The sequence below is a fragment of the Acinetobacter sp. B-6 genome, from assembly GCF_056930735.1.
Map to the genome: position 1 here is coordinate 170,902 of NZ_JBXPBY010000008.1, position 26,393 is coordinate 197,294.

At 39.0% G+C, this 26,393-nt stretch carries 24 protein-coding genes; 16 read left to right on the top strand and 8 right to left on the bottom strand.

Annotated elements, in window-relative coordinates:
* Window positions 1–303 precede the first annotated feature (303 nt).
* Window positions 304–1,527, top strand: coding sequence for an ammonium transporter (locus tag AC1Z3T_RS11815; protein WP_058971802.1), 1,224 nt, complete (start codon window positions 304–306; stop codon window positions 1,525–1,527).
* A gap of 521 nt (window positions 1,528–2,048) precedes the next feature.
* Here the strand turns inward: AC1Z3T_RS11815 and rsfS are convergent.
* From rsfS to AC1Z3T_RS11840, 5 genes are all read right to left on the bottom strand, one after another.
* Entirely contained in the window at window positions 2,049–2,450 is a 402-nt protein-coding gene (gene rsfS, locus AC1Z3T_RS11820; RefSeq protein ID WP_009584388.1) for a ribosome silencing factor, read from the bottom strand.
* Window positions 2,451–2,551: 101 nt separating this feature from the next.
* Complete coding sequence (locus AC1Z3T_RS11825; RefSeq protein WP_100884484.1) at window positions 2,552–3,346, bottom strand: hydroxypyruvate isomerase family protein; 795 nt, start codon at window positions 3,344–3,346, stop codon at window positions 2,552–2,554.
* A gap of 97 nt (window positions 3,347–3,443) precedes the next feature.
* On the bottom strand, window positions 3,444–4,313 hold the full coding sequence (locus AC1Z3T_RS11830; RefSeq protein ID WP_100884485.1) for an NAD(P)-dependent oxidoreductase: 870 nt from the start codon (window positions 4,311–4,313) through the stop codon (window positions 3,444–3,446).
* 39 nt (window positions 4,314–4,352) lie between these two features.
* A complete protein-coding gene (locus tag AC1Z3T_RS11835; RefSeq protein ID WP_004824993.1) occupies window positions 4,353–5,141 on the bottom strand; it encodes a crotonase/enoyl-CoA hydratase family protein in 789 nt (262 codons plus the stop codon).
* 219 nt (window positions 5,142–5,360) lie between these two features.
* Entirely contained in the window at window positions 5,361–8,165 is a 2,805-nt protein-coding gene (locus AC1Z3T_RS11840) for a GacS-like sensor histidine kinase (protein ID WP_483396669.1), read from the bottom strand.
* Window positions 8,166–8,479: 314 nt separating this feature from the next.
* Between AC1Z3T_RS11840 and cysM the strand changes: the two genes are divergently transcribed.
* From cysM to AC1Z3T_RS11860, 4 genes are read left to right on the top strand one after another with little or no spacing between them, the layout of a single operon-like run.
* Window positions 8,480–9,400 (top strand): cysteine synthase CysM, encoded by a 921-nt coding sequence (gene cysM / locus AC1Z3T_RS11845; RefSeq protein ID WP_100884486.1) that lies wholly within the window; start codon window positions 8,480–8,482, stop codon window positions 9,398–9,400.
* A gap of 56 nt (window positions 9,401–9,456) precedes the next feature.
* A complete protein-coding gene (locus AC1Z3T_RS11850; RefSeq protein ID WP_100884487.1) occupies window positions 9,457–10,278 on the top strand; it encodes a 3'-5' exonuclease in 822 nt (273 codons plus the stop codon).
* Between the two features lie 8 nt (window positions 10,279–10,286).
* Window positions 10,287–11,681 (top strand): 23S rRNA (uracil(1939)-C(5))-methyltransferase RlmD, encoded by a 1,395-nt coding sequence (gene rlmD / locus AC1Z3T_RS11855; protein WP_004824989.1) that lies wholly within the window; start codon window positions 10,287–10,289, stop codon window positions 11,679–11,681.
* Window positions 11,682–11,708: 27 nt separating this feature from the next.
* The gene (locus AC1Z3T_RS11860; protein ID WP_004824987.1) at window positions 11,709–14,015 is read left to right on the top strand and encodes a RelA/SpoT family protein; all 2,307 of its coding nucleotides are present in this window, start codon (window positions 11,709–11,711) and stop codon (window positions 14,013–14,015) included.
* 88 nt (window positions 14,016–14,103) lie between these two features.
* Here AC1Z3T_RS11860 and AC1Z3T_RS11865 read toward each other — a convergent pair whose 3' ends face one another.
* Together AC1Z3T_RS11865 and AC1Z3T_RS11870 are read right to left on the bottom strand one after the other, a co-directional pair.
* The gene (locus AC1Z3T_RS11865; RefSeq protein WP_004824986.1) at window positions 14,104–14,478 is read right to left on the bottom strand and encodes a hypothetical protein; all 375 of its coding nucleotides are present in this window, start codon (window positions 14,476–14,478) and stop codon (window positions 14,104–14,106) included.
* Window positions 14,479–14,677: 199 nt separating this feature from the next.
* Window positions 14,678–15,451, bottom strand: a complete 774-nt coding sequence (locus AC1Z3T_RS11870) for an SDR family oxidoreductase (protein WP_042090336.1) — start codon at window positions 15,449–15,451, stop codon at window positions 14,678–14,680.
* Window positions 15,452–15,557: 106 nt separating this feature from the next.
* Between AC1Z3T_RS11870 and mazG the strand changes: the two genes are divergently transcribed.
* The 10 genes from mazG to yjgA all read left to right on the top strand — a co-directional run bounded on the left by mazG (window position 15,558) and on the right by yjgA (window position 23,584).
* On the top strand, window positions 15,558–16,322 hold the full coding sequence (mazG, locus tag AC1Z3T_RS11875; RefSeq protein WP_046759944.1) for a nucleoside triphosphate pyrophosphohydrolase: 765 nt from the start codon (window positions 15,558–15,560) through the stop codon (window positions 16,320–16,322).
* Window positions 16,323–16,329: 7 nt separating this feature from the next.
* Window positions 16,330–16,803 carry a ComEA family DNA-binding protein gene (locus tag AC1Z3T_RS11880; RefSeq protein ID WP_100884488.1) on the top strand — a complete coding sequence of 158 codons (474 nt, stop codon included), beginning with the start codon at window positions 16,330–16,332 and terminating at the stop codon, window positions 16,801–16,803.
* Between the two features lie 152 nt (window positions 16,804–16,955).
* Entirely contained in the window at window positions 16,956–18,014 is a 1,059-nt protein-coding gene (locus AC1Z3T_RS11885) for an RNA-guided endonuclease InsQ/TnpB family protein (RefSeq protein ID WP_100884489.1), read from the top strand.
* Window positions 18,015–18,222: 208 nt separating this feature from the next.
* Entirely contained in the window at window positions 18,223–19,713 is a 1,491-nt protein-coding gene (gene pcnB, locus AC1Z3T_RS11890) for a polynucleotide adenylyltransferase PcnB (protein WP_004824981.1), read from the top strand.
* Complete coding sequence (gene folK / locus AC1Z3T_RS11895; protein ID WP_004824980.1) at window positions 19,710–20,195, top strand: 2-amino-4-hydroxy-6-hydroxymethyldihydropteridine diphosphokinase; 486 nt, start codon at window positions 19,710–19,712, stop codon at window positions 20,193–20,195. Before pcnB ends, folK begins: the two co-directional genes overlap by 4 nt.
* Before the next feature lie 45 nt (window positions 20,196–20,240).
* Window positions 20,241–21,050, top strand: coding sequence for a 3-methyl-2-oxobutanoate hydroxymethyltransferase (gene panB / locus AC1Z3T_RS11900; protein ID WP_058971743.1), 810 nt, complete (start codon window positions 20,241–20,243; stop codon window positions 21,048–21,050).
* A 3-nt stretch (window positions 21,051–21,053) separates the two neighbouring features.
* On the top strand, window positions 21,054–21,899 hold the full coding sequence (gene panC / locus AC1Z3T_RS11905; protein ID WP_004824978.1) for a pantoate--beta-alanine ligase: 846 nt from the start codon (window positions 21,054–21,056) through the stop codon (window positions 21,897–21,899).
* Between the two features lie 25 nt (window positions 21,900–21,924).
* Window positions 21,925–22,776: an RNase adapter RapZ gene (rapZ, locus tag AC1Z3T_RS11910; RefSeq protein ID WP_004824977.1), complete on the top strand. Its 852-nt coding sequence runs from the start codon at window positions 21,925–21,927 to the stop codon at window positions 22,774–22,776.
* Window positions 22,773–23,042 (top strand): HPr family phosphocarrier protein, encoded by a 270-nt coding sequence (locus AC1Z3T_RS11915; protein WP_004824976.1) that lies wholly within the window; start codon window positions 22,773–22,775, stop codon window positions 23,040–23,042. Before rapZ ends, AC1Z3T_RS11915 begins: the two co-directional genes overlap by 4 nt.
* A gap of 2 nt (window positions 23,043–23,044) precedes the next feature.
* Entirely contained in the window at window positions 23,045–23,584 is a 540-nt protein-coding gene (gene yjgA, locus AC1Z3T_RS11920) for a ribosome biogenesis factor YjgA (RefSeq protein ID WP_004824975.1), read from the top strand.
* A gap of 312 nt (window positions 23,585–23,896) precedes the next feature.
* Here yjgA and AC1Z3T_RS11925 read toward each other — a convergent pair whose 3' ends face one another.
* Window positions 23,897–24,517 carry a hypothetical protein gene (locus tag AC1Z3T_RS11925; RefSeq protein WP_046759942.1) on the bottom strand — a complete coding sequence of 207 codons (621 nt, stop codon included), beginning with the start codon at window positions 24,515–24,517 and terminating at the stop codon, window positions 23,897–23,899.
* Window positions 24,518–24,655: 138 nt separating this feature from the next.
* Here AC1Z3T_RS11925 and baeS point away from each other — a divergent pair, with 138 nt between their 5' ends.
* Window positions 24,656–26,389: a sensor histidine kinase efflux regulator BaeS gene (gene baeS / locus AC1Z3T_RS11930; protein WP_004824973.1), complete on the top strand. Its 1,734-nt coding sequence runs from the start codon at window positions 24,656–24,658 to the stop codon at window positions 26,387–26,389.
* Window positions 26,390–26,393 lie beyond the last annotated feature (4 nt).

A 26,393-nucleotide genomic window follows, 5' to 3' on the forward strand; every position in this document is an offset into this window, starting at 1 on the left:
GGTTGAATAAGAGGAATACATCTATTTTCTTGAATATACACTGCATTATAGACAGAAATTTTGATGTTTGTTTGTGTGAGTCAAGGACTGGTTTTTGCAAATCACCAAGCAAATTGAATATTATCAATATCATCTAAAATATATAAAGATCCTCAAGCCGATAAGTCGTGATAATTTCTTAAAAAAGAGTTTATTTATTCTGGAAATTCTCTATACTTGATAAATTAAATCAAAAGCAAGTCTCTGAAATATTAATTATTGTGAATTTAGAGTAATAAATGATCAATACATTAGGGTCAATGTGTGCAATTAAAATATCTCCTCAGTTTAATTTTTCTCATATTTGTTTGCCCAAATTTTGCATTTGCTTCCGCGATAGAAAGTGACATTGCTGCTTTTAATCTTATTACAAATTATAAACTTCTATTCCTTGGCGGTGTATTTGTCATCTTGATGCAAGCAGGTTTTGCTGTTGTTGAAGGTGGTTATGAAAATACCCAAAAATCCGTTTATGCACTGATTGTGAATTATATTTCAGCGATTTTAGGCACACTGTTTTTTAGTTTAGTGTGTTCCAAAATATTTCATGCTGATGTGGTGGATTCAGTCAATTATCTTAGTGCCATGTTACGGGGGTGGCATTGGAATCTTTTGTTTTTCTATATGCTGATGGCAACGACGATAACCACTGTCGTTGGAAGGGTTATTCCAAATAGAACTTCTTTATGGGTCAACTGGATTGTCGGCTTTATGATCGCAGGGGTTATTTTTCCATTTTTCAGTAGTTGGGTTTGGGGAAATATTGCTTTTGGTGGTGGTTGGTTAAAAGCCTTAGGTTTTATTGATTTTGCTGGCTCAACTGTAGTGCATTCAACTGCGGCATGGATTGTCTTGGCGGGATATTTCACCTCCAAATCAAATGATAAGCAAGAAATTTCTAAGAAAGACTTAATCTTTGAAGATTACAAAATTTTATCCTTGGCTTTGGCGGGTTTTATTCTTTGGTTAGCGTGGTCGGGCTTAAATATTGTTTATATTTCGACATACCGTATTGATATTGGTTTGATTGTCGTCAATGCTTTTGCCGCTTTATTTGGTGCAATGCTGGCTTCTTGGGCTTTAACTTTGTTGATGAATAATAAAATCATTTCATGGGCTGAATTGATCAAAGCTGCATTAGGTGGTCTGGTTGCAATTACCGCTAGTTGTGGTTTGGTGGGCTTTTCATCAGCATTGATTATTGGTTTGGTTTCAGGTGCACTGACAAACTATCTTCCTCATTTGTTGACCCGTTGGATCGCTTCAAAACATATTCGCGAAGTTGTCGTGGTACATGGAATATGCGGCATTTGGGGAACTTTGGCAGTATCATTGAGCAATAATCCAAACATTCAACTCACCCATAGAGCCAGTGTACTGGATCAAATTATGGGAATTGGTGTGAATTTTATTTGGAGCTTTGGCGTTGCATTCCTAGTTTTTAAGTTGATTTGTAGCATCAATTCAAGATTTAAAGCTCAGATTTAAGATCCTTATGCTCAAACTGCCTGATCATTGATATGCATGATTTGATTTCAATCATTCATATTCAATCGACTTTATACTTTTATAAAGATTGCTAAAATCATAAGTGATTCATTTATTGCGTACTTTTAAATCATAGATAATCTTTCTATGGTGAAGCGACTTAGATTTAGATATTGTAACGTCAAACAGAGTATATGAACAAAAGCAAAGCTTAATTGTGTTTGCTGCTCAAGAATGTGGTTAAAAAATGAGTAAAGCCAAAAAAGAGTAAAGCAAAAAATGGGTGAAGCAAAGTAAGATATTGCCTAAGCAAATTTATTTAAACTTTAGAGCTAAAGTGTGACAATGAACGCTTTAGATCATTTGATGATAGATTCATTGCATTGATGTGAGAGATCAAGAAAAAATTTATAGTATCTTATGGACTTTAATAGATCGACTAGCGCTTATTAATGAAGGTTATAGATGCAAAAAAAGCGACATAAAGTCGCTTTTTCTATTTTTACAAGTTCAGAAAAAGTTTAGGCTACACTTTCAGGTGTTGCACGCCATAAACTTTCTAAATCGTAAAATTTACGTGCTGTTGGAAGCATTACATGCACAACCACAACACCGAGATCAATAAGGATCCATTCAGCATCTCTTTCACCCTCAACACCAATTGGGCGAAAACCTGCTTTACGTGCTTCATCAGCAACATTATCAGCAAGGGCTTTAACATGACGAGTTGATGTTCCGCTCGCAATAACAATAGCATCTGCTACGTTACTGATTTTGCTTACATCAAGTTGAATAATATCTTTGGCTTTTACATCAAGTAGAGCTTCTTGTACGACATTTAAACAGGTCTGTACGTCTTGATTTTGAGTGTTCATTGCAAGTTCGTGAGAATTAGAAGCGCTGGGCGATGGTTCTAAATTCATATAAGGTATATTTTCCAGAAAATATCTCATCTTCTAATATAGCGCTTTTGGCTAAAAAATACAATTATTCAATGCCAATAATGATGCAAGATATTCTTCAATTAATAGCTATGATTGTTTGAAAAGTATTTTTCTTTCCATGCAAAAGATTGATTCGAATGAGATTGTGGCTTGTATTCTGCCGCAATGAAACCTGTGTAATGACTTTGTTTTAACCATGAAAAAATGGATGAATAATCAATCTGCGCAGTGTCTGGTTCGTGTCGCCCTGGGCAATCTGCAAATTGAATATGCCCAATCCAGTCAATATTTTCTTGCAAAGCTTGAAGAACATCTTCACCCATCATTGCCATATGGTAACAGTCAAACTGCATTTTTAAAGCAGGGTGTTGCACCGCTTCTAACATTTCTTGGGCTTGGGCAATATTTTGCACTAGAAAGCGAGGCATGTCTGTTCCATTGATCATTTCAAAAACTGGTTGAATGTCGTATTCAGACAACATATGGCAAGCAAGTTTGAGGTTGTTTGCCAAAGTGTTTAAACATGGCAGTAAATCTGCATCTTCAGGTTGTTTACCTGCCAATATATTGATGTTTGGAACATTCAGTGCATCGGCATACTCGAGTGCTTGTTCTAAAGCTTGGTGAAACTCAAGTTCTTTACCGGGTACGCCTGCAAGTCCATTACCGCCTTGCATCAAATCCCCGGCAGGTGCGTTGATGAGACAGATATGTAAATCATATTGTTCCAATTGTGCTTGAATTTCTTCAATACTCAATTCATAGGGAAATTGAATTTCTACATGTTGAAAGCCGTGGCGATGTGCCAAAGCAAAGCGTTCAATGAGTGGAACTTCAGTAAAAATCATCGATAGGTTTACTGCGAGTTTAGTCATGGCAATCTTCCGTGCTCTTCTTGGCTTTTATCTTCAATGTAGACGGCAATAGATTATTTTTCAACTTATTTCTGTATGAAATAAACCACCTATATGCTTAAATTTTCTCGACTTGGTGAATGACTGTAGCAAGATCTGCTTCTGCAAAACCCCGGCTTTGGTGGCTGTGCAACTGGTCTAAGGCGCGTTGAGCAACAGGAATGTCTAAACCAAATTGTTGGGCTAATTGAACGGCATTATTGAGATCTTTGGATAAGGTTTGCACTTTCCATTGTACGGGTTCAAAGGTATGACTCGCCATACGTGGCGTAAGAATTTGAAAGGGTTTAGAGTCTGCAAATCCACCGGCTAATGCAGGTGCAAGCAGAGTAGTATCAACACCTGCCTGACCAGCAAGTGCAACGGCTTCCGCAATCAGTGTACTGTTTGCAGCAACGATCAATTGATTACATATTTTGGTTGCTTGTCCTGTGCCTGTTTCCCCCATGCAAGTCACTCTTTGCGAAAGAACGTTATAAACCAAACTCAAGTCTTGGATGGTTTCGCGATGCCCCCCTGCGAAAATCACTAACGTACCATTTTCTGCACCTGCCGTACCACCCGAAACAGGTGAGTCAATCCAAATCACCTGTTTGTTTGCCGCCTGACTTGCAAGTTGTTTGGTGACTGCCACAGATAAACTTGAAAAATCCACAATAACTTGTTGAGCGCGTAAGTAAGGTTCAATGTGTTGGTAAACCTGTTGAACGGCTTGGTCATCCGCGAGGCAGGTCAAAATAATGGGGTAGTCTGCAATTTGCCCGAACTCTAGAGTATGCGCACCCATATCAATCAGGGGTTCACATGCTGTTGCTGTGCGATTCCATACTGCCACATCAAATCCAGCCTGAATTAATCGAGCTGCCATGCGACTTCCCATCAAGCCCATACCAAGAAATGCAATTTTACTGTTACGATCAAAATTCATCTTATTGTTCCCAAGCCTTGTACAGAAATGTTTTTTAAACTATTTATATTGGCGTGGTAAGAATTGTACTTCAGGATTCTTGTCTTTTTTACGCGCAATTTGACTGTTTTTTCCTAGAAGTAATTTTAACTGCCAAATCTTTTCTAAGCGTAGCGCTTTTTTAGGCTGGTGTTCCATGGCATCTAAAACACGTTTGGCTGCCATCAATGCATCAGGAGAGCGTTGTAACATTTCTTCAGCAATGGCTTGGGCTTTTTCTAAGGGTGAGGTGCTTAGATGCGTAACCAAACCAATTTCTTTGGCATAATGTCCATCAAAAATTCGTGCAGTCAGTGTAAGCTCTTTGGCTAAATCGATGCCGATTACGCCTTTGATAGAACGTGTAAGCCCCATATCTGGTACAAGCCCCCAACGACTTTCCATGATTGACATTTTAGTCTCTGGATGTGCAATACGAATATCAGCAGCTAAAGCCAGTTGCATTCCCGCACCAAAGCAAAATCCTTCAATGGCGGCGATGACAGGAACAGGCAATTCTTGCCAAATTAGGAATGCTTTTTGGAACAGGCTTTGCCCCGGTTTAATCAGTTCCCAAGCTGCAAATGCAGTATTTTTAGGACTATTTAAATCAGCTAAATCAATCCCTGCACTAAATACATTGGCTGCGCCTGTCAAAACCACTACTCGAATGCTTCGATCTTTTTTAATTTTCTCTGCGACTTTGACGAGCTCACGCAGTAAAGCAAAGCTCATGGCGTTGCGTTTATCTGGGCGATTTAATGTAACTGTAGCGATACCATTGTTTTTTTCTATATGTAATAGTGCCATGATCTTGACTCATTTTTCCTTGGTCATCAGCATAGCATGTGGATGGAAGAGTTACATGACAGTACAGTCACAGAAAGTTAAAGCGGAAGTCAATGCTGAATACTAACCTTAATTAAGCATCATTTAGATGAATGATTAATCTCTACATTTATTCGACATTAGAAATTCGCTAGCAGACGATGATACCTACTTGGTAATCATGGGCGACTGATATAGAAATTAATTTACTAAGATTTGCTGCGCCGCAGTTTCGACTTCATGAATCACCAATTGCAAATCATCCAAACGTTGCATCACATCCTGAATGAATGCCTCATCTGCCTTCCGACGTTCTTTGCGTAAGGTTGAGATAAATTGTTCAAAATCACCTGTAACTCTCTGCAATTTTGGTGTGCCAACATAACGGGTCGCACCATATAAACGGTGTAATACATGTTCAAGCTGAGGGAAGTCCTCAAGCTCGATCAGCTGTGAAATTTCATCCAGTTCAGTTGGGAAACTGTCGACCAGCATTTTTAAAAGATCTTGTGCAAGATCCTCTTTGTTGGCTGCGAGGGCAAGACTTTGTTTCCAATCGAGAATATCGGTGTCAAATGCCTCAATATAAATTGTATTTTCAACAGGTGTTTGATGTTGGATAAATTTATCCGATGTCCAATTGGTTAAGATTTGAATAATTTGTTCGATTTGAATCGGTTTGGTGACATAGTCATCCATGCCAACTTTAAGTAATTTCTGTTTTTCATCTGCTAATGCATGAGCAGTTAAGGCAATAATTGGTATACGCATGCCATCTAAAGTCGATTCTAATGATCGAATCGCTCGTGTGGTATCAATGCCTGACATGACAGGCATTTGAATGTCCATAAAGATTAAATCGAATGGTTTTGAACCTTGTTCAACAGCTTGTTGAATAATGGTGAGCGCTTCTTGACCACTTTGTGCCTTGGTGGTTTTTACATTCAATTCACCGAGGAGTGCTTCCAGTACAATTAAGTTCGGTAAATGATCATCAACCGCCAAGATATGTAAATCTTGACCTTTAAAGTCTTTATGTTGTTCTTGCTCAAAGATCGGTTTATTGCTGAGTAATTGAATCACTGAGCTACGGCTAAGAGGTTGATACAATGGACGCGCCATATATTCATTTAGCATATTCGGGTCGAGCGACATCTGATAACCATAAACAGCCAGATGCCCTTGATAGCGACCACGAATCTCTTTTAATAAGGCTTCTGTATCGCCACTGTGATCAACGATTAACCATGTATTTTCAATATTTTTTTCCAAGCTATTTAGACGGCTGAACAAATCTAAAATTGATTGTGCCTCCGTGTGCTGAACTTGATAATTTTCTAAATAGTGTCGTAAAACATTGGCTGTGGCGGGGTGTGCCAAGAAGGACACCACATTTAAATCTCTAAATGATGGATGGATAATCTCTTCATTTTCATTGGTCGTCAACATCGCGGTAAACCAGAATGTTGAGCCTTTTTCTGTAGGCGCACGCTCTTGATTATCTTCAAAACCAATCTGACCATGCATCAAGTGAACCAATTGTTTAGAAATTGCCAACCCTAAACCTGTACCACCAAATTGACGAGTAACAGATGCGTCACCTTGCGAGAATGATTCAAATAGTTTTTTACGGTCTGTACCACTCAGCCCAATACCACTGTCTTGTACGCTGAAATGTAGTAAGCATTGCCCAATATCATCATGTTCCATACGCGCACGAACAATAATTTCACCATCAGGGGTAAATTTAATCGCATTGGAAATTAAATTGGTCAGGACTTGTTTAAAGCGTAAGGCATCACCAATCACATGTTTTGGCACGTTATCGGCAAAATAGAATGCCATTTCAATATGTTTTTGCGCGGCTAATGGCGACAACATATCCATCACATCGAAAATCGCTTCTTCAAGATCGAATGGTGCTGTTTCTAACTCTAATTTACCCGCATCAATTTTAGAAAAATCGAGTACATCATTAATCAATGCCAATAAATGCGCAGAAGATTTTCGAATGGTTTGTAAATACAAACTTTGATCATTGCTCAGATTATCCTGACGTAGCATTAGATGAATGAAACCGTCAATACTGTTCAATGGTGTTCTTAATTCATGGCTGATGTTTGCAAGAAATACGGATTTTGCCTGATTTGAAGAAATTGCCTGATCACGTGCTTGTTTATACGTGATGTTTTGAACTTCTAAGGTGTCTAAAGTACGTCTTAAATCATCTTCTGTTTGTTCAGTATGTTCTTTAAGTTCTAAAAAGCTGAAATGCAGTCGTTTAACCACATTGGCAATGTCACGTTGTAACAAACGTAACTCACCTGTACTGTTTATCACCATGTGTTGATCAAGAGTATCGGCATTTAAACGTTGTAATTGCATCCGAATTTCGTACATCGGGGCGATCCAGCGACGTGAATAAAAATTCAAACACAATAAAAGCAAAAGCAATGTCAGTAGCGCAGTCGTAATCAAAACAATCATGACGCGATAATGTGAGATTTCTAAAGGTTGATTATCTAATTCAATCACTAACCACATATTTTGCGCATTATTGATTGGATTGAGTTTGATTCCATAAATATTGTTGTACTTATTATGAATAGGTCCAAAAAATGTTCCTGTTTTAGGTATTTTGGGCCATTCACGCTGATTTTGATAACCGACACTTAAATGATTGACATTGTTTCCATCTAAGATCGCCGCACTGAGCAAATGTTTTTCATTAAATATTTTTTGTAAAATATTTTCAGCTTTGGTGTGCTGTAGTGGGCTTTTCTCCATCACTGCGGTGAGTTGTTCCGCGGTGTATTGATAACGGCTCAATATTGCAATGGCTTGAAAGCGTTGTTTAGACTTTGCAGCTGCAGATGTTTCGGAAAGTACAAGCGCTGTTCCCACACATGCCAAAATCATGATCGGCACGAAAATTAACGCGATGAGTTGACCATAAGCGTGATTGAGTTTTAAACGTTTAAAGAGCTTTTTATTGAAATTCGACATGGTTCCAGCAACTCATTGACCATGCGCAAGATATTAACATGCTTTAATGATCCTGCATGACAATATGATTAAAAATCTTGCAAATTACGTTCCAGCTATGCTGTTTTATAGATAACCTTATCACTTCTAATTCTAAGTCTTGATGTTTTTTATATATCTATCTAATTTTATTGGATAAACAATTTTTTTCCTGGTTTTAACTGAATTGTTTAGAATGGGTTTTGTTTGATCATTCTCGTAAAAATCAAATGGAAAGATGTGCAGTGACATTTATTTTTTCATACAATATGCCCACCTCAATATAGGTGCAGTCCATGAGTAACACACAACCTGATTTCTTAGCCGACGAATTTTTGTTAGATCACTATGTTGGGAAAACACCATTAGTACGTCTACAGCGTTTGGCAAGTCATACTCAAGCAACAGTATTGGCTAAACTGGAAGGGAATAACCCTGCAGGTTCGGTAAAAGATCGCCCAGCATATAACATGATTATGAAAGCTGAACAACGTGGTCAAATCAAGCCAGGCGATACGTTGATCGAAGCGACAAGCGGAAATACAGGGATTGCATTGGCAATGGTGGCTGCCATGCGTGGTTATAAAATGAAGTTAATCATGCCGGGGAATTCAAGTCAGGAACGTAAGGACGCGATGCGTGCTTATGGTGCAGAATTGATTGAAGCACCGAATATGGAAGCTGCACGAGATATGGCTCTACAAATGCAAACTGAAGGTTTGGGTTTGGTTCTCAATCAATTTGGTAATCCAGATAATGTCGAAGCGCATTATCTGACCACCGGTCCCGAAATTTGGCAACAAACAGGCGGTAAAATTACCCACTTCGTGAGTTCTATGGGAACTACAGGCACGATCATGGGTATTTCAAAATATTTAAAAGAACAAAATCCAGAGATTCAAATTATTGGTTTGCAGCCTTCTGAAGGTTCAAATATTGCAGGGATTCGTCGTTGGCCTCAAGAATATTTACCGACGATTTTTGATCCAAAGCGTGTTGATCACATTATGGATATTCCGCAAATTGAAGCGGAAAAAACGGCTCGCCGTTTAGCACGTCAGGAAGGTATTAGCGCAGGAACATCTTCTGGTGGGGCAGTGTGGGCTTCAGTAAAAATTGCAGAAGAAAATCCAGATGCGGTGATTGTATGTATCGTGTGTGATCGTGGTGATCGTTATTTATCTACAGGTTTATTCTCTGTTGAAGATGATGAATAATGGTTTTAAGTCGATCCATGATTTCATGATCACTAGAGAGTAATTGAGTAAGTTATATGCGTCTTCCTGTTTTAGTTTTTGATATTGAAACCCTAACAGATCTCAAATCTGGGGCGCATTTGTATGGATTGGACCTAGCTCAAGATGATTTAGAGCAAGCGCTTGCCAAGTTGCGCCGTCAAGAATCTGGTATGGATTTTCAACGTTTGGCTTTGCATGAAATTGTCTGCATTTCAGGTTTATGGATTGATGAAAATGGGGCGATGAAGCTCTTTTCATTTAGCCGTGAACATTATACCGAAGCCGAAATTTTACAAAAATTTTTATCTATTTTTGATAAGCGTCATCCGACTTTGGTGAGTTGGAATGGCTCACAGTTTGATTTACCTGTGATTTTATTCCGTTCAATGTATCACGGATTATCTGCACCAAGTTTGTTCGATCAAGGTGAGATTGACACGCAAAAAAGGTATAATAACTACCAGAACCGATACCACAACCGTCATGTTGATTTAATGGATGTGATGGCGATGTTTAATGGGCGTCATTTTCAGAAATTGGATGATGTTGCGCATTTGCTAGGTTATCCCGGCAAACGTGGTATCTCAGGTTATTTTGTCCCTGAATATGTGAAGACCCAGCAATGGCTAAAATTGACCAGTTATTGCGAGGGTGATGTTTTAAATACCTGGTTGATTTATTTGCGTTGGTCCTTGTTAAAAGGACAGCTCACTTTGCAAGATCACCGTTTGTGGGTTCAAGCTTCGATTCATTATTTACAAGGACAACCTCAGCAACATGAGTTTTTAAATGTTTGGCGTGAAATGTCACAACTTACTGAATTTACTCAGGCAGATTTTTCCTCCACACCCAATTAGGTATTCCTTTGAAGCATAGAGCCAAACCTCGACCATCTCAACTTCCTCAATATGTTTTTAAAGTTGAACGATTGTCACATGAGGGGCGAGGGATTGCACATTACGGGGCAGAGTTTTCCCACCCAACGGAAAAACAAGGTAAAAAAGTTTTTATTCGCTACGCATTGCCTGGTGAAACCGTTAAAGCTCAAATCACACGTCAGGTTTCAAAACTTGAAGAAGCTGACAGTATTGAATTACTGAGTGAGCCAAACCCTTATCGTATTGAACCCATTTGTCCGCATTTCGGGACTTGTGGTGGATGTAATATGCAACACATTCATCCTGATGAGCAAATTCGCTTAAAACAGGATGTGTTAAAATCCCATCTCAGTCATTTTGCAGGTTTAGAACCAGCGCAATGGTTGTCACCACTGCGTTCTACACGTGTCGATTATCGTCATAAAGCACGGATTGGTGTACGGTTTTTGCCCAAACAAAATAAATTATTGATGGGCTTTCGGGAAGCTCAAAGCAACCATCTCACTGAAATCCAGACCTGTAAAATCTTAGACCTTCAACTGGATCAAGCCTTACCTGAAATTAAGGCATTACTCGAAAGTCTAAAAGGCAAAAGCAGTATTGGTCATATAGAATTAGCCAAAGGGGATTGTGAAATTTCTTTACTGGTTCGCCATACTGAAAAATTAAAACAGCATGATGTCAACCTATTGCAACAATATGCGTTACAGAAGCAATGGCAGTTGTATTTGCAACCTGCAGGGGTTGAAAGTGTCCATCGGGTCGATGATGTTGATGCAGCGATGTATTTACATTATCGCTTAAATGATTTTGATGTTGATTTTGCGTTTAATCCTACCGATTTTACCCAAGTCAATCCGACAGTAAATCCGCAAATGGTCAAACTGGCATGTGATTTGCTTGAGTTAAAGCAAGGTGAAAAAGTTTTAGATCTTTTTTGTGGATTAGGTAATTTTTCTCTTCCGCTTGCAAAATGTGTGGGTGACACAGGCAAAGTGGTTGCGGTGGAGGGAAGTGAGGCGATGGTGACGCGTGGTACAGAAAACGCACTGAACAATCGTATCAGCAATGTTAAATTCTATTCACAAGATTTAACAAAAGACTTTTCGCATTATTCTTGGGCAAATCAAGGATTTGATGCATTATTGATTGATCCACCTCGTGCGGGAGCTGAGCAGGTTATGCATTATCTCCCTAAATTTGGTGCGAAAAGAATCGTTTATGTATCGTGTAATCCAGCGACTTTAGCGAGGGATGCAGGGATTTTGGTGCAACACGGTTATCAGCTAAAAAAGGCAGGTGTAATGGACATGTTTACACATACTGGACATGTTGAATCCATCGCTTTATTTGAAAAGAAACTAGAGATAAACGATTTATAATGAAATATAGAGTTAGAGGAGTAGGGTATGGTCACAGTACGTGAGCAACTTCCTGATCAGCTCAATGAGCTATCAGAGGAAGCGACTGTAGAGCATGCCGATGAAGCGCAACAAGCTCTAGCAACTTGGCTAGATCGGGTGCGTGGAATTTTAGACGGTGCTGAACTAAAACAGTTAGAAGAAGTTGCACAATTAGTATTACAAAAAGAATTGGCGACCACAGTAAATTCACGAACCAATACCTTTGCTACAGGTATTGGGATGGCGGATATTCTTGCACACTTGCATGTAGACGAAGACACACTGGCAGCAGCAGTACTCTATCGTAGTGTGCGTGAAGATCTCACCACTTTAGAGGAAATTCAGCAGCAGTGTGGGGAACAGGTTTACAATCTTGTCAAAGGCACTTTGGCAATGGGTAAACTGTCTGAACTGATTGAAAAAAATAAACGTTTAGAAGACCATTTTAATAACAATCAACGTGAGCATTTGACAGGCATTTATAAGATGCTGATTTCTGTCACAGAAGATGTGCGTGTGGTGTTGATTAAATTGGCTGAACGTACTTTTGCGCTTCGTGAATTGGCACATTCTTCTAAAGAGCGCCAAGAGCGTGTCGCACGAGAAATTTTAACCATCTACTCTCCATTGGCGCATCGTCTGGGGATTGCTCAGTTAAAGTGGGAGTTGGAAGACCTCGCTTTCCGTTATCTGGCACCTGAACGCTATAAAGAAATTGCCTCATTACTGAATGAAAAGCGTTTAGAACGAGAGCAATATATTCAATTCGTGGTGGAAAAACTTAAAAGTGAACTGGCTGACCATGATATTGAAGCTGAAATATCAGGGCGGGTGAAACATATTTACTCAATTTATCGGAAGATGAAGAGTAAAAACCTAAGCTTTGATCAGCTCTATGATATTCGTGCTTTACGGGTATTGGTCAAATCGGTTGCTGAGTGTTATCACGCCTTGGGCATCGTTCATCAAATTTGGCGTCATATCCCACATCAATTTGATGACTATATTACCAATCCGAAAGCCAATGGTTATCGCTCATTGCATACGGCGGTAATTGCTGAAAACAAATCTTTGGAAATTCAAATTCGTACCAAAGAAATGCATGAAGAAGCGGAACTTGGGGTATGTTCACATTTCAATTATAAAGAAGGTTCTAAAACGACAGATTATTCATTTAATCATCGTCTACATTCTTTACGTGCGGTATTGGAACATTATCAGGAACGTACTGAAACCAGTGCGCATCCTAATGAAGATGAAACTGAAGATTTTGAACAAATCCAAGATTTTGAGGGTTTTGAAAAGATCTATGTCTTCAGCCGTGATGGAGATATTAAAGAGTTACCCCGTGGCTCTACAGTGCTTGATTTTGCCTATCATGTGCATACAGAAGTTGGTAACAAGTGCTATGCAGCACGGGTAAATCAACGTTATGTACCATTGACTTATACCTTGAAAACGGGCGAACAGGTTGAGATTTTAACCAAAAAAGACCGTGAGCCAAACCGTGATTGGTTGGTCAATTCATTGGGCTATATCAAGACTGCTCGTGCACGAGATAAACTTCGTCATTGGTTTAGACAACAAGATCGTAGTAAGAACTTGGAAGTTGGACGTGAGTTGTTAAATAAAGAGCTTTCACGTTTAGCGATTCATCCAAAAAGTATTGATTTAAGTGATTACTGCAATCACTTCAATGTGAAATCTGGCGATGATATTTTGGTTTCACTGGTCAGTGGTGATATCAGTCTTCATGCGTTGATTAATCAAGTCAACCGCCATATGCATTTGGATCAGGATGAACCAGAACTTGTACTGAAACCTACATTAAATCCACGCGCAAGCCATACGTTGTCTGCACATGGTATTTTAATTGATGGTTTGGATAATGTTGAATTGCACATTGCGCAATGTTGCCAACCTGTTCATGGTGAGTCGATTGCAGGTTATATCACCTTAAATCGTGGTGTAAGTATCCATAAAGTTGCTTGTCCTGATTATATGCGGATGATTAAGTTAGAACCTGACCGTGCAGTCGAAGCGGATTGGGAAATGCAACCAACGCGTGGGCAAAGTGTTCAAATCGTTGTGGAAGCCTATGATCGTCGTGGATTGCTCAAAGATTTGACTCAAGTGATTTTCTCTGACCAAATCAATATTCGCCAAGTCAATACGATTTCAGAAGCAGATGGTATTGCGAATATGAAATTGTTGATTGAGGTTAAAGGCTTGGCGCAATTGTCTCGCTTGCTCGCTCGTTTGGAGCAGCAACCAGGTATTATCAGTGCACGCCGTTTGGTTCAAGGGAACTAAACAGGATTGCATTGATTAGACTCACTCATTGAAGCCATAAAAAAACTCGCTAAAATGCGAGTTTTTTTATTTAAAATACCTCATATACTTAAAGATTACATTTTTTTGATTTTTGGTAAATTGAGATATTTTCAACATTGGCTTGAGCATCTGCAAAAAGTTGTGCATCTTTTTGTCCAGCTTCTGATTGATTTGCCACCTTATTGGCAAAACCTCCCGCTTTTGTTGCAACTTCAGAATCCCCACCAAAAGAACTTAAAGCACTACTTGCAAGACTCGCCCATTTACTAATCGTTTTCGTTGCTGCATTACTATTTGAAGAGGTTAATACACGATTTGCATTGGCTTTTTCGACAGCAAGCGCATCACAATCCATGTTTTTAAGCTCAGATGTGCTGATTAGAGCAGCCATTGTGAAAGAAGGTACAATAAGTATAATCATTGTTAGCAATATTTTTTTCATTGTTTATTCCATATATGCATTGGAAATAAAACTATAAATCAAATTCATCAAAAAAATGATTACAAAGCCGTCATGAACCTTAAAACACAAAACTTTTAATGTGAATATGTTATTATTTTTTAAAAGATTATTTCATTCCTTTTGGTGGAGGTACTCTTGTTTTAGGGCTATGAAATTGTTATTCAGTAAAATAAATAATTCACTTTTTACTTAATAATAAATTGGCAAATCGATTCACAATTTGAGGGCTAATCGCAGAAAGTGTAAACATGACCTTGGTCTTTAATCCCACTGGGCGATGTGTTGCTGTGAAAAGTGTACCTTTGGCTTTCACTTGAGCAAATACCTGTTCTGCAACATCTTGCGGAGAAAGACTAACACCAATATTTTGAATCGCACCAGAATCCATATCCTTGACCATCGCCGTCTGAACAAAGAGTGGCATGACATCAAGTACACGAATGCCATATTTTTGCCATTCGATATCTAAACCTTCTGTAATGCCACGTACCGCAAATTTACTGGCAGAATAAGAAACTAAATCAGCCTGACCATAGATGGCTGATGCTGAAGAAAGGTTGATGACACGAGCAAATTTAGCTTCTTTAAGGTAGGGAAATGCAGCATGGCAACCATTGAGTACGCCATTCACATTGATATCAATCGTTCTCTGATGTGCTTGAATGTCTGTTTTTTCAAAATCACCTGAATAAAGAATGCCCGCATTATTGACTAAAATATTTAAGCCTTGAGCCCACTCAGAAAATTCAGCTAATGCTTTTTGCCATTGTGCATAATCACGAACATCCAATTTTCCAGCTTTGGCGTTATGACCCAATTGATCTGCTAAGGCTTGCGCTTGTACTTCATTGATATCATAAATACCAACTTGGTAACCTTGTTGGTAGAATAGACGTGCGATTGCAGCCCCAATGCCTTGTGCTGCTCCACTAATGAATATACTTTGGCTCATTACAACATCCTTCAATTTTATTTTTTAATTGCAAAGAGTTGAACATAAAATATTCGCAACAACAAGCGTTGTACCGTCATTTGTTATTGATCTTAAAGGACATAAAATGGAACAGTTATTAGCCATCATGAAACAGTTACGTACAGAGTGTCCTTGGGATCGTGAACAAACCCCAGAAAGCCTAACTCAATTTGCGATTGAAGAAGCTTATGAAGTCGAAGAGGCTGTGCGTTCTGGAAATATTGATGAGATTAAAAATGAATTGGGGGATTTATTACTCCAAGTCGTTTTTCAGTCACAAATGTACAGTGAACAAGGTGCATTTGATTTTAACGACGTGGTTGATGCAATTTGTCAGAAATTAATTAGACGTCATCCACATGTATTCCAAAAGCAAAAATTTGAAAATTTAACCCCAGAACAAGTATCGTCATTATGGCAAGAAATAAAAAAACAGGAAAAGCAGGGTAAAGTTCAATCCCGATTAGATACGGTAAAACATGGACCAGCGTTGACTCAGGCAGAAAATATTCAAAAAAATGTGGCAAAAGTGGGGTTCGATTTCCCCGATGTTGCGCAAGCTTATGACAAGGTCAGAGAGGAGTTGGCTGAGTTTGAAGAAGCCATGCAAGCGGGAGAGTCTGAAAAAATTATCGAAGAATTTGGTGATTGTTTATTTTCTTTAATCAATGTTGGGCGTAAACTGAATATCTCGAGCGAAATGGCACTTTTAACCACCATTTTTAAATTTAAATCACGCTTTGCTTATATTGAAGAACAAATCAATTCTAAAAACAAAAAAATAGAAGAAGTGACTTTGACTGAAATGGATCAATTATGGGATGAAGCAAAGCAAAAATTACAACATTAGGAACATCATGAGTCGTTTTAAATATGTGATAAATTGTATAGTTAAATTAAATAAATCTGTGCTTTTGAGTGGGTTATACCTAGCTTTATTGGGTATGACCATGATGTCACATGCACAGAAATTTGATCAGGCTTATTTAAAATGGAAAGCTGAGCAACAAGCACAAGATGCTCAGTTAAAAAAAGTAGATGACAATTACTATCTTTCACGCCCCAATATCCAGCCTTCCCAAACTCATTTGGGAAGAAAAGGACAGGCTTCTTCAGCACAGGTTCCATCCGCTTCCAGTCCAAAAATAAATTTGAACAGTGCCAATGTCATGCAATTACAGCAGTTAAGTGGGGTTGGTGCAAAGAAAGCACAAGCCATTATTGATTATCGAAATCAGTACGGAAAGTTTAAAAATGTGGAAGAGCTAAAGAATGTCAAAGGGATTGGTCCTTCACTTTATGAGAAAAACAAAAACCAACTTGGAATATAATCAATCATCTTATATTGTTTTTATCCATCGGAGCGTAAAACCTCGGGGTTTAGCCCGAGGATATAAGCGAATAGCGTAAACCATACGACATGAAATGTCGTTTTAATATAATAATATCATTTTTCATGAAAAGTTTTTGTTAATATAATGCTATGAAAACACTTAAATTACGTATAAAAGACAAACATTGCAAGGCACTAGACCAACTAGCGACCGAAGTCAATTTCGTCTGGAATTTCGTCAATGATTTGTGTTTCAAGCATCTACAACGCACACAACAATTCTTTTCAGCATACGACATTGCCAAGTACACCAAAGGCACATCAAAAGAATGTAATTTGCATAGTCAAACCATTCAAGCCATAACAGAAGAACTCATTACAAGAAGAAAGCAATTCAAAAAAGCAAAATTAAAATGGCGTGTCAGTCATAAAAAATCAGCAAGGCGTTCACTCGGTTGGATACCATTCAAAAAGGTAGCAATCAAGTATGCCGATGGTTATGTGCAGTATGGTAAGCATCAATTCAGGCTTTGGGATAGTTACGAATTAAGCAAATACAATGTTAAAACAGGCTCGTTTGTGGAAGATGCCCGTGGTCGTTGGTATGTATGTTTAGTTGTAGAAGCTATTCCGACAATCAAATCAGAAGCTAAAACTTCAATAGGCATAGACTTAGGTTTGAAAGACTTAGCCACTTGTTCAGATGGCATAAAGCTCAAAGCACCTAAAATCTATCGTGAATATGAACAAAAACTTGGCATTGCTCAACGAGCAAAAAATAACAAACGTGTCAAAGCAATTCACGCTAAGATTAAAAATATCCGTCAAAATATGCTGCATCAATTCAGCCGTAAATTGGTAAATGAACATGCAGCAATCTTCGTTGGCAATGTGAATGCCAAAGCACTCGCACAAACTAAATTAGCTAAATCAGTGCTAGATGCCAGTAGGACAACACTAAGAACAATGCTCAAGTATAAATGCGAGAACGCAGGAGTGTGGTTTGAAGAAGTCAATGAAGCGTATACCACCCAAACGTGTTCGTGCTGTAGCTCACGGCTCAGTAGTCCGAAAGGTAGGATGGGTCTTGGAATAAGAGAATGGCAGTGCATGGAGTGCGGTACGCTCCATGATCGAGATATAAACTCGGCAATGAATATTCTTGCGCTCGGACATGAGCGTCTCGCAGGAGGAATCACCCTCTTTTAAGGGAATGAGGATGTCAAAATCAAAGCTAAACGTCATTGATCTGAAATAAAGTATTGTTAAAAAACATGCAAGCTTAAAATTGAGATTAATCATTTAAGGATCACAATTTCAATGCAAGATTGCGAGAATCAAATTGCCCTTTAGCTGTGTAAGCGATATGATTAGCACAATTATGATTTTTACGTCCTGACGTAGGAGACAGTGTCTTTTGCAAACTTTGCGTGCGTCAAAGTGTGGATTATCCACCGCTCAATTACCTTCTTCCATTTTAGATGTTATTGATTCTTTAACCAAAGCTGGCTATGAGGCTTATATAGTCGGTGGAGGTGTGCGTGATTTAATGCTCGGCTTAAATCCGAAAGACTTCGATGCTGTGACCAATGCAACGCCATCGCAAGTCAAAGAAGTTTTCGGTCGTCGTTGTCGAATTATCGGTCGACGTTTTGAATTGGCACATGTCTATTCTGGTCGTGAATTGATTGAAGTCGCAACATTTCGTGCCCCACCCAAGAAAGCGATCACTTCGGCTCAAGGCATGATTCTGCGTGATAATAACTGGGGAACCATCGAGCAAGATTTTGCACGTCGCGATTTTTCTATCAATGCGATGTATTATCAACCACGTAAGGGTGAAGTGCTTGATTTTTGTAATGCCATTGATGATATAAAAACCAAAACTTTAAGATTATTGGGTGATCCGACTCTACGTTTTGAAGAAGATCCTGTACGTATGTTGCGTACATTGCGTTTTGCGGCAAAATTAAATTTCAGTATCGATCCTAAAATTTTAAAAATTTTTACCCAAGAGATGACGCAGCTTTTGCGTGATGTTTCTCCACACCGTTTATACGATGAATCACAAAAACTATTCACGATGGGACATTTACATCGTGTCATGCCAATGTTGATCGAGTTTGGTATTTGGAAACAATTATTTGCTGATATTAGCCCTGAAATTACTCAATTTATGGAGCGTGCAGCAAAAAATACTGACCAGCGAATTCAAATTGGCAAAACCATCAATCCTGCTTTTTTCTATGCCGTGTTACTTTGGAACAATTTTTTAGCACGTTGTGATTTTTATCAGGCTAAAGGTGTAGTTGCGGCAGAAGCCCGTGCACAAGCAGGTTTGGATGTTTTAAAACGACAAGCGACGCGGACCATTATCCCTCGATTTGCGGAGACGTTTATCCGTGAGGTTTGGGAAATGCAGACACGTCTGTTAAATCCAAAACCACAACAAATTGAAGCGTTGTCAGGGCATGCGCGTTTCCGTGCTGGATTTGACTTTTTACTGTTAAGAGAAAAGTCTGGTGATTCGACGACCAACGGTATGGGGGCTTGGTGGGAAGCTTACCAAACCATGTCTAGTGATGAAAAAGAGCGTGCAATCAGTAGTTATAATCGCCAACGAGCTAAAAGCCGTAAAAAGTTAGCTGAATCTCCTGTTGTTGAAGAAGTGAAAACTGTTTCAACCGAGATTGAACCACTAGTCAAAGAACAAGAGTCACGTAGTCGCCGTTCTCGTCAAAAAGCCAATGCTAGCCATACACCATCTGCAGCATCACATGATTTTAAAAGCAGAAATGACAGCAGAGCAGCAGTCAACAAAGGTGAAATTACAGCGGATCACCCGATCACCAAGCGTAGACGTGTACAACGTGATTTGAGCAAAGTGATCTTTGGACCAACGCAATGATGAATAAAACCTATATTGGTTTAGGCAGTAATTTGGGTGATTCAGAACAGATTTTGCGTGAAGCTGTTGAGCAGTTAAAACAATTGGGTGAGGTGAAGGTTTCCAAGCTTTACCACAGCCCACCCATGGGTCCACAAGATCAACCGCATTACCACAATGCAGTTGCCCAATTGTTAACCCATTTAGCGCCATTAGATTTATTAAATGAGTTGCAACGGATTGAAAATGAATCAGGTCGAGTGCGTTTACGCCATTGGGGTGAGCGGACTTTGGATTTAGATCTTTTGCTTTATGCTGAAAAAAACATTATAAATGAGCGACTCACAGTACCACATGTTGGTATTTTGCAGCGTGATTTTGTGGTGATTCCTTTATTAGACTTGGATACTGAGTTAAAGGTAAACGGACAATCATTACAAAACCTAGAACTTGTGCAACATTCAACATTGACTGTTTTGGCTGATCAAAGTTGGGCAGGCTGAACTGTTGGATGTGCTAAAGAACTCTCATTGATAGAGGATATCGTCATGATCAGTCTAAGTGATTTAAGACAATTTAAAACTCAGGGTCGTAAATTTTCATGCTTGACTTGCTACGATGCAAGTATGGCAAAAGGTATGGAAGTTGCCGAAATTGATACTATTTTAATTGGCGATTCTTTAGGGATGACCATTCAAGGGCATGATTCAACCTTGCCTGTTACGGTCGCGGATATGGCATATCATACTGCCGCTGTACGTCGTGCCAATCAGCATGCCTTTATTTTATGTGACCTCCCATTTATGAGTTATGCAACGCTCAATGATGCTTTAGTGAATGCTAAAACTGTCATGCAAGCAGGCGCGCAAATGGTTAAAATTGAGGGTGGTGCTTGGCTTTCAGAAACTGTACAAGTGCTGACACGAAATGGTATTCCGGTATGTGTACACTTAGGTTTAACACCTCAATCGGTACATGTTTTCGGTGGGTATAAACTTCAAGCAAAAACACGTGAAGCTGCAGATCAATTGATTGCAGACTGTAAAGCTGTGGTTGAAGCTGGTGCGGCAATATTACTGCTCGAATGTGTTCCAGCACAAATGGGTAAAGAAATTGCTGAATTATTCCCACATGTCCCTGTGATTGGTATTGGTGCTGGTGCTGATACAGATGGTCAGGTACTGGTTGTGCAAGATATGTTGGGTTTGACTTTTGGAAAAGTGGCACGTTTTGTACGCAACTTTATGACAGAGCAAACAGGTGAGACAGCAATTGTAGATGCATTCAAAGCATATCATCTTGCTGTGCAAGACAAATCTTTCCCTTCGAAAGAACATACTTTCCAAGTAGAGCTGTAAAAGATGAAAACAGAAACGACCATTCAAGGATTATCAGCATCACTGAATCCTGCTCGATCAGCGCGTAAAATCATTGGTTTTGTACCAACGATGGGGAATTTACATGAAGGTCATTTAAATCTGGTTCGTGAAGCACGTAAGTTGTGTGATGTGGTGGTAGTTAGTATTTTTGTCAATCCGATCCAATTCGGACCAAATGAAGACTTTGATAACTATCCTCGCACATTAGAGCATGACAGCCACTTATTGGCTGAAGTGGGATGCGATATTGTTTTTGCGCCATCTGTTGAGCAAATGTATGGTAAATATCCACGATTGACCAATATTAGTGTTGGTGAAATTACAGATGATTTATGTGGTTTACAACGTCCAGGTCATTTTGATGGCGTTGCTGTTGTGGTCACCAAGCTATTCAATATTGTACAACCCAATTTTGCATTCTTTGGGCAAAAAGATTATCAACAATTGGCTGTGATTAAACAGTTGGTTCGTGATTTGAATATGCCGATTGAAGTGATTGGTGTACCGATTGCTCGTGCTGAAGATGGTTTAGCTTTAAGTTCTCGTAATGGATATTTATCTGAGCAGGAACGCCAAACAGCTCCTGTTATCTTTAATTCTTTAACAACTGCTGCAGATGATCTACATGCGGGTAAAACACTTGTAAACGTGCTTCAACAGATTCGTCAAAGTCTGACTGATGCAGGATTAGTGGTGGATTATGTTGAAGCACGTAGCCCAACCTTACAAAAAGTTGAACAGTTCGACCAAGATGTTGTATTGTTTGTTGCAGCGAAATTAGGCAAAACCCGTCTGATTGACAATTTACAAGTGAAATATTCTGCATAAACTTTGCTTTTAGGATCGCTATGCCATGAAGCGTATACTTATCGTGACAGGACAATCTGGTTCAGGTAAATCCTCTGCTTTGCAGGTACTGGAAGATTTGGGTTATTACTGTATTGATAATTTGCCTCTGGCATTGCTTCCTGAAATTGTTGAAAAACTTGACCGAGAAAATAATTTAGAATTATTAGCGCTAGGTGTAGATGTTCGTAGCGCAAAAGAAGATTTACAAGGTTTTGATGATGTTTTTCAACAAATACAAAAACATGGCAGTGTAGATGTTATTTATTTAACGACTCGTGATCAGGAGTTAATTTCACGTTTTAGTGCATCTCGACGTCCTCATCCACTTTCAAATCGTTTTCAAAGTTTAAATGAATGTATCCAAGAAGAAAAAAATCTATTGTTGCCGATTCAACTGCGGGCAACAGCACATATTGATACCACTGACAAAAGTGTACATGATTTAAAAGATACCTTATTGTCCAAACTGGGACAGTCCGATAAACTAATTTTAATTTTGCAATCTTTTGGATATAAACATGGTATTCCATTAGATGCAGATTTTGTTTTTGATGTAAGGCATTTGCCTAATCCACATTGGGATTTAGAGTTGCGTAAATATTCGGGTTTGGATGAACCTGTGCGTAAATTTTTAGAAGCCAGCGAGCAAGCAAATGAGATGTATCAAGACATCTATCAGTTTTTAAATAAGTGGTTGCCTGCTTTTGCGGAAGGTCATCGTCACTATATTACAGTGTCAATTGGCTGTACGGGCGGTCAACATCGTTCGGTTTATATTGTGGATCGGTTGAAAAAGGCTCTTGAGTCGAAATGGACCATTCAAGTATTACATAGAGAAATGAAGCACTGGTCATGATTGACACAACTGTTGACGTAATTAATAAATTAGGGTTACATGCGCGTGCATCTGGAAAACTCATCGAAGTCACTACCAAATTTAAATGTTCTATTCAAATTGGGAAAGGTGACAAGTTGGTTGATGCCAAGAATATCCTTTCTTTACTTATGCTGGGAGCTGGTAAAGGAACAACCTTGCGTTTAGTGATTGACGGTGTAGATGAAGAAAAAGCTTTGTCTGAAGTTCAAGCACTTTTTGCAGATAAATTTTACGAGGCAGAATAATCGTGGCACGTCGTCCGCAACGTTTTACTGAAGATGATTTTGAGTCTTTAGAAGGGCGTGCAAGTAAAACCGAACAGAAAAAAGCTGTACAACGTATGGCTGCTTTAGGTGAGCAACTCGCTGAGTTGTCAAAAAAACAAATTCAATCTTTACCTGTTGAAGAGCGCTTAATTGAGGCTTTATTGGATGTGCAGTTGATTACATCTTTTGAAGCCCGTCGTCGTCAATTTCAACGCATTGGAAAGCTTTTGCGTAATGAAGATGAAGCTGTAATTTTATCGTATTTAACGCCAAAACAAGGCGTTAAAAAGCTCGCACAGCTTGATCGTTGGGTTGAACGTATGATTGAACAACGTGACCCTGCAATTAAAGAGTTTTGTAAGTCTTATAATGCGGCAGAAGGGCATTCCTTACGTCAGCATGTATTACGCATTCATCGTGATATTACGCGTCAGGCTTCTGCTGAAGAATTAGCAGCTTCAAAACTGAAGTTGTTAAACTACGCTCAACAAGTGGCATTGATTTCAGACAATTCAAAGTAATTGAATCGCTAAAATAGAATAAACGATCCGAAAGGATCGTTTTTTTATAAGAGATGAAATATGACTGATGCTTCGAGAAAAATTCAGTAGGGGGGGATAGAGCCAATCTGATGAAAAGCTTATACCGTAAAATAATTTCTCTTGATCAATAAAATTTATGTGATGAATATATTGTTGAATGATTGAAGTCAAATCACTTGTATGAAAAACCAGGCGTTTTGTCTATAAAACAAAACCTGAATCTCACTGCTGAGATTCAGGTTTTATGATCGGGATAATCAACAAGTTATGCCGTTTTATCCCACATATCTTTTATACTTTAGGTGGCATGGTCGGCATTGCACGGTCTGCTTTAAAATCGGGTTGAAATTTCACAACACATTGACCAGCTAAAGTTTTATCACCGATTTTCACTTGAATGGCTTTTCCATCAGTCTGACCAGCACAAGATTTTTGGATTGCATCCCATTGCGCTTTACGCTCTGCGCGTTTTTGCGCAAATTCCTGCTGAATTTGAGCACGCTGTTCTTCTGTCATATCTTTCATACGTGGTCCATCGTGACGCATCATACGTCCACGATCTTCTCCATCACGACGGAAATCATGCTTCATTTCTTTCATCGCTTTACGATCAGCTTTGAATACAATATTACATGTTCCATCAATACTTTGTTCACCAGCTTTGACCTGAACAGTTTGACCAATCGCTTTACCGTCACAGGCTTTTTGCATTTGCTTGCGCATCTCTTTATGTTGCGCACGCATTTTTTTCATTTCTTCACGTTGCTCAGGTGACATTTTATGATGTCCGCCATGCATCATTGGACGACCTTCTGGATCGTCTTTGGGACCTGGATTAGATTGACAGGCAGTTAAAGCCCCCATACTTAGAATACTTGCTGACAATAATGTGATTTTTGTGATCATTTTCATTGTTACTACTCCAATGAATGTTCTGTATATTTGTGGATACAGTAAAGATTAAATAATAATGATGTAGAAACAATGGAGAGTATTTTAAGCAAGTGTTGGGTACAATGTTGAAATGAGAAGAAAAACGAGAGATCAGTTTTGAAAATACGCCGAGTCCCCATCGCTTTACGTTTATTTCTCACTGTGTTGTTGACGACATTAGTCATCACGACAGTGAGTTTGAGTGTATTGCATTGGACCATGCAGAAAAACTTTGCCAGATATGTTGCTGATGTCGAAATGCAAAAACTTGATCATTTGATTGAGAATTTGGCAGATGTTTATGGTGTATATCAAGACTGGGGCAATGCAGTTCAGGCGCAAATTTTACAAATCGAAGGTGATGCTGCACCTGATGATTATGACAAGTTATCGCGGTGGTGGTTACGTCGTCAGTACGATATTGCTTTGCAGCAACGTTATTTTAAAGAACATACGATGATGGCAACTTTGGGGCAGACCGAAGGTGCTACGCCAAAATCCCAATTAGACAAAGAAGAAATAAAAATTCTTGAAGAAAACTTGCCTTCAGCCTACCAACCTTTTGAAGGTTTGAAATTTCCGCTCAGTTCAAATCAAAACTTATTTAAACCTTCTGATCGCAAAGCTAAGCCCCCGATGGACAAAGGACATATCGCGGGAGGTCACGAAAACCCTCCTGCTGAAGGAAAAGAATCGTCTATGCGTGATCCAATGCGTATGGTTAGTCCAAAAAATGGCAAGAAGATGTTTGTATCCATGCCAGACCGTTTAGGATTGAGTTCACGTCTTTCTTTATATGATGCCAAACATCAGTTTGTATTGGGTGAGCCTTCAGATGATCAAGTCTCTTATCGCCCAATTATTGTCAATGAACAAGTGGTGGGTTACTTAGGGCTTAAACCTGTTTTGGATGAAGATGATGCTTCGAGCATCAATTTCTTTAGTAGCCAAAAACGCTATTTGGTACTGATCTATATTTTTACATTTTTGTCGAGTTTGGTTGCAGCATTACTTTTAGCGACCTATTTTAAAACGCCAATTCAACGCTTACTTAATGGTACACGTGAACTCACCAAAGGTAATTTCCAGCATCAAGTTGCAATTAAACGAAATGATGAGCTTGGTGATTTATCAACAGAATTAAATCAATTGGCAGTGATTCTAGATCAGCATGAAACCTCTCGTCGACAATGGGTCGCAGATACTTCACACGAATTAAAAACACCATTGGCTGTATTACAAGCACAAATTGAAGCCATGCAGGATGGTATTCGTAAACCTACACCTGAACATTTTGCTGCGATGTTGCGTCAGGTGACGAGTTTGAAAAAACTCACTCAAGATTTGGCTGATTTAGCACAGGCAGAAGCACAGCAATTAAAATGTTATTTTGCAGAAGTTGATCCGTGGTCTGTGGTTTTGCAAGAGATTGATAATTTTAAACCAAAGTTTGAACAAGCCAATCTCAATGTCTCAGCAACAGGTGAGGGCGCGAAATTACAATTAGATATAGATCGCTTTAAGCAAATTATGGTCAACTTACTGGGGAATAGTATTCGTTATACTGAAGCGGGTGGTGAAGTTCAGGTACATACTGAACAAGACGCTGACTCTTGGAGTGTGATTGTGGACGACAGCCCGCTTGGCTTGAGTGATGAACAGATTGCACGTTTAGGAGAGCGATTCTATCGTGTTGATGATTCACGTACGCGTAGTACAGGTGGCACAGGATTAGGCTTGGCTTTATCTGGTAAAATTGCGCAAGCACTGGGTGGACAATTAACTTTTGATCATTCACCTTTAGGCGGTTTGCGTTGCAAATTGACATTTTCAAAACATACGAAAGTTTAAAAGG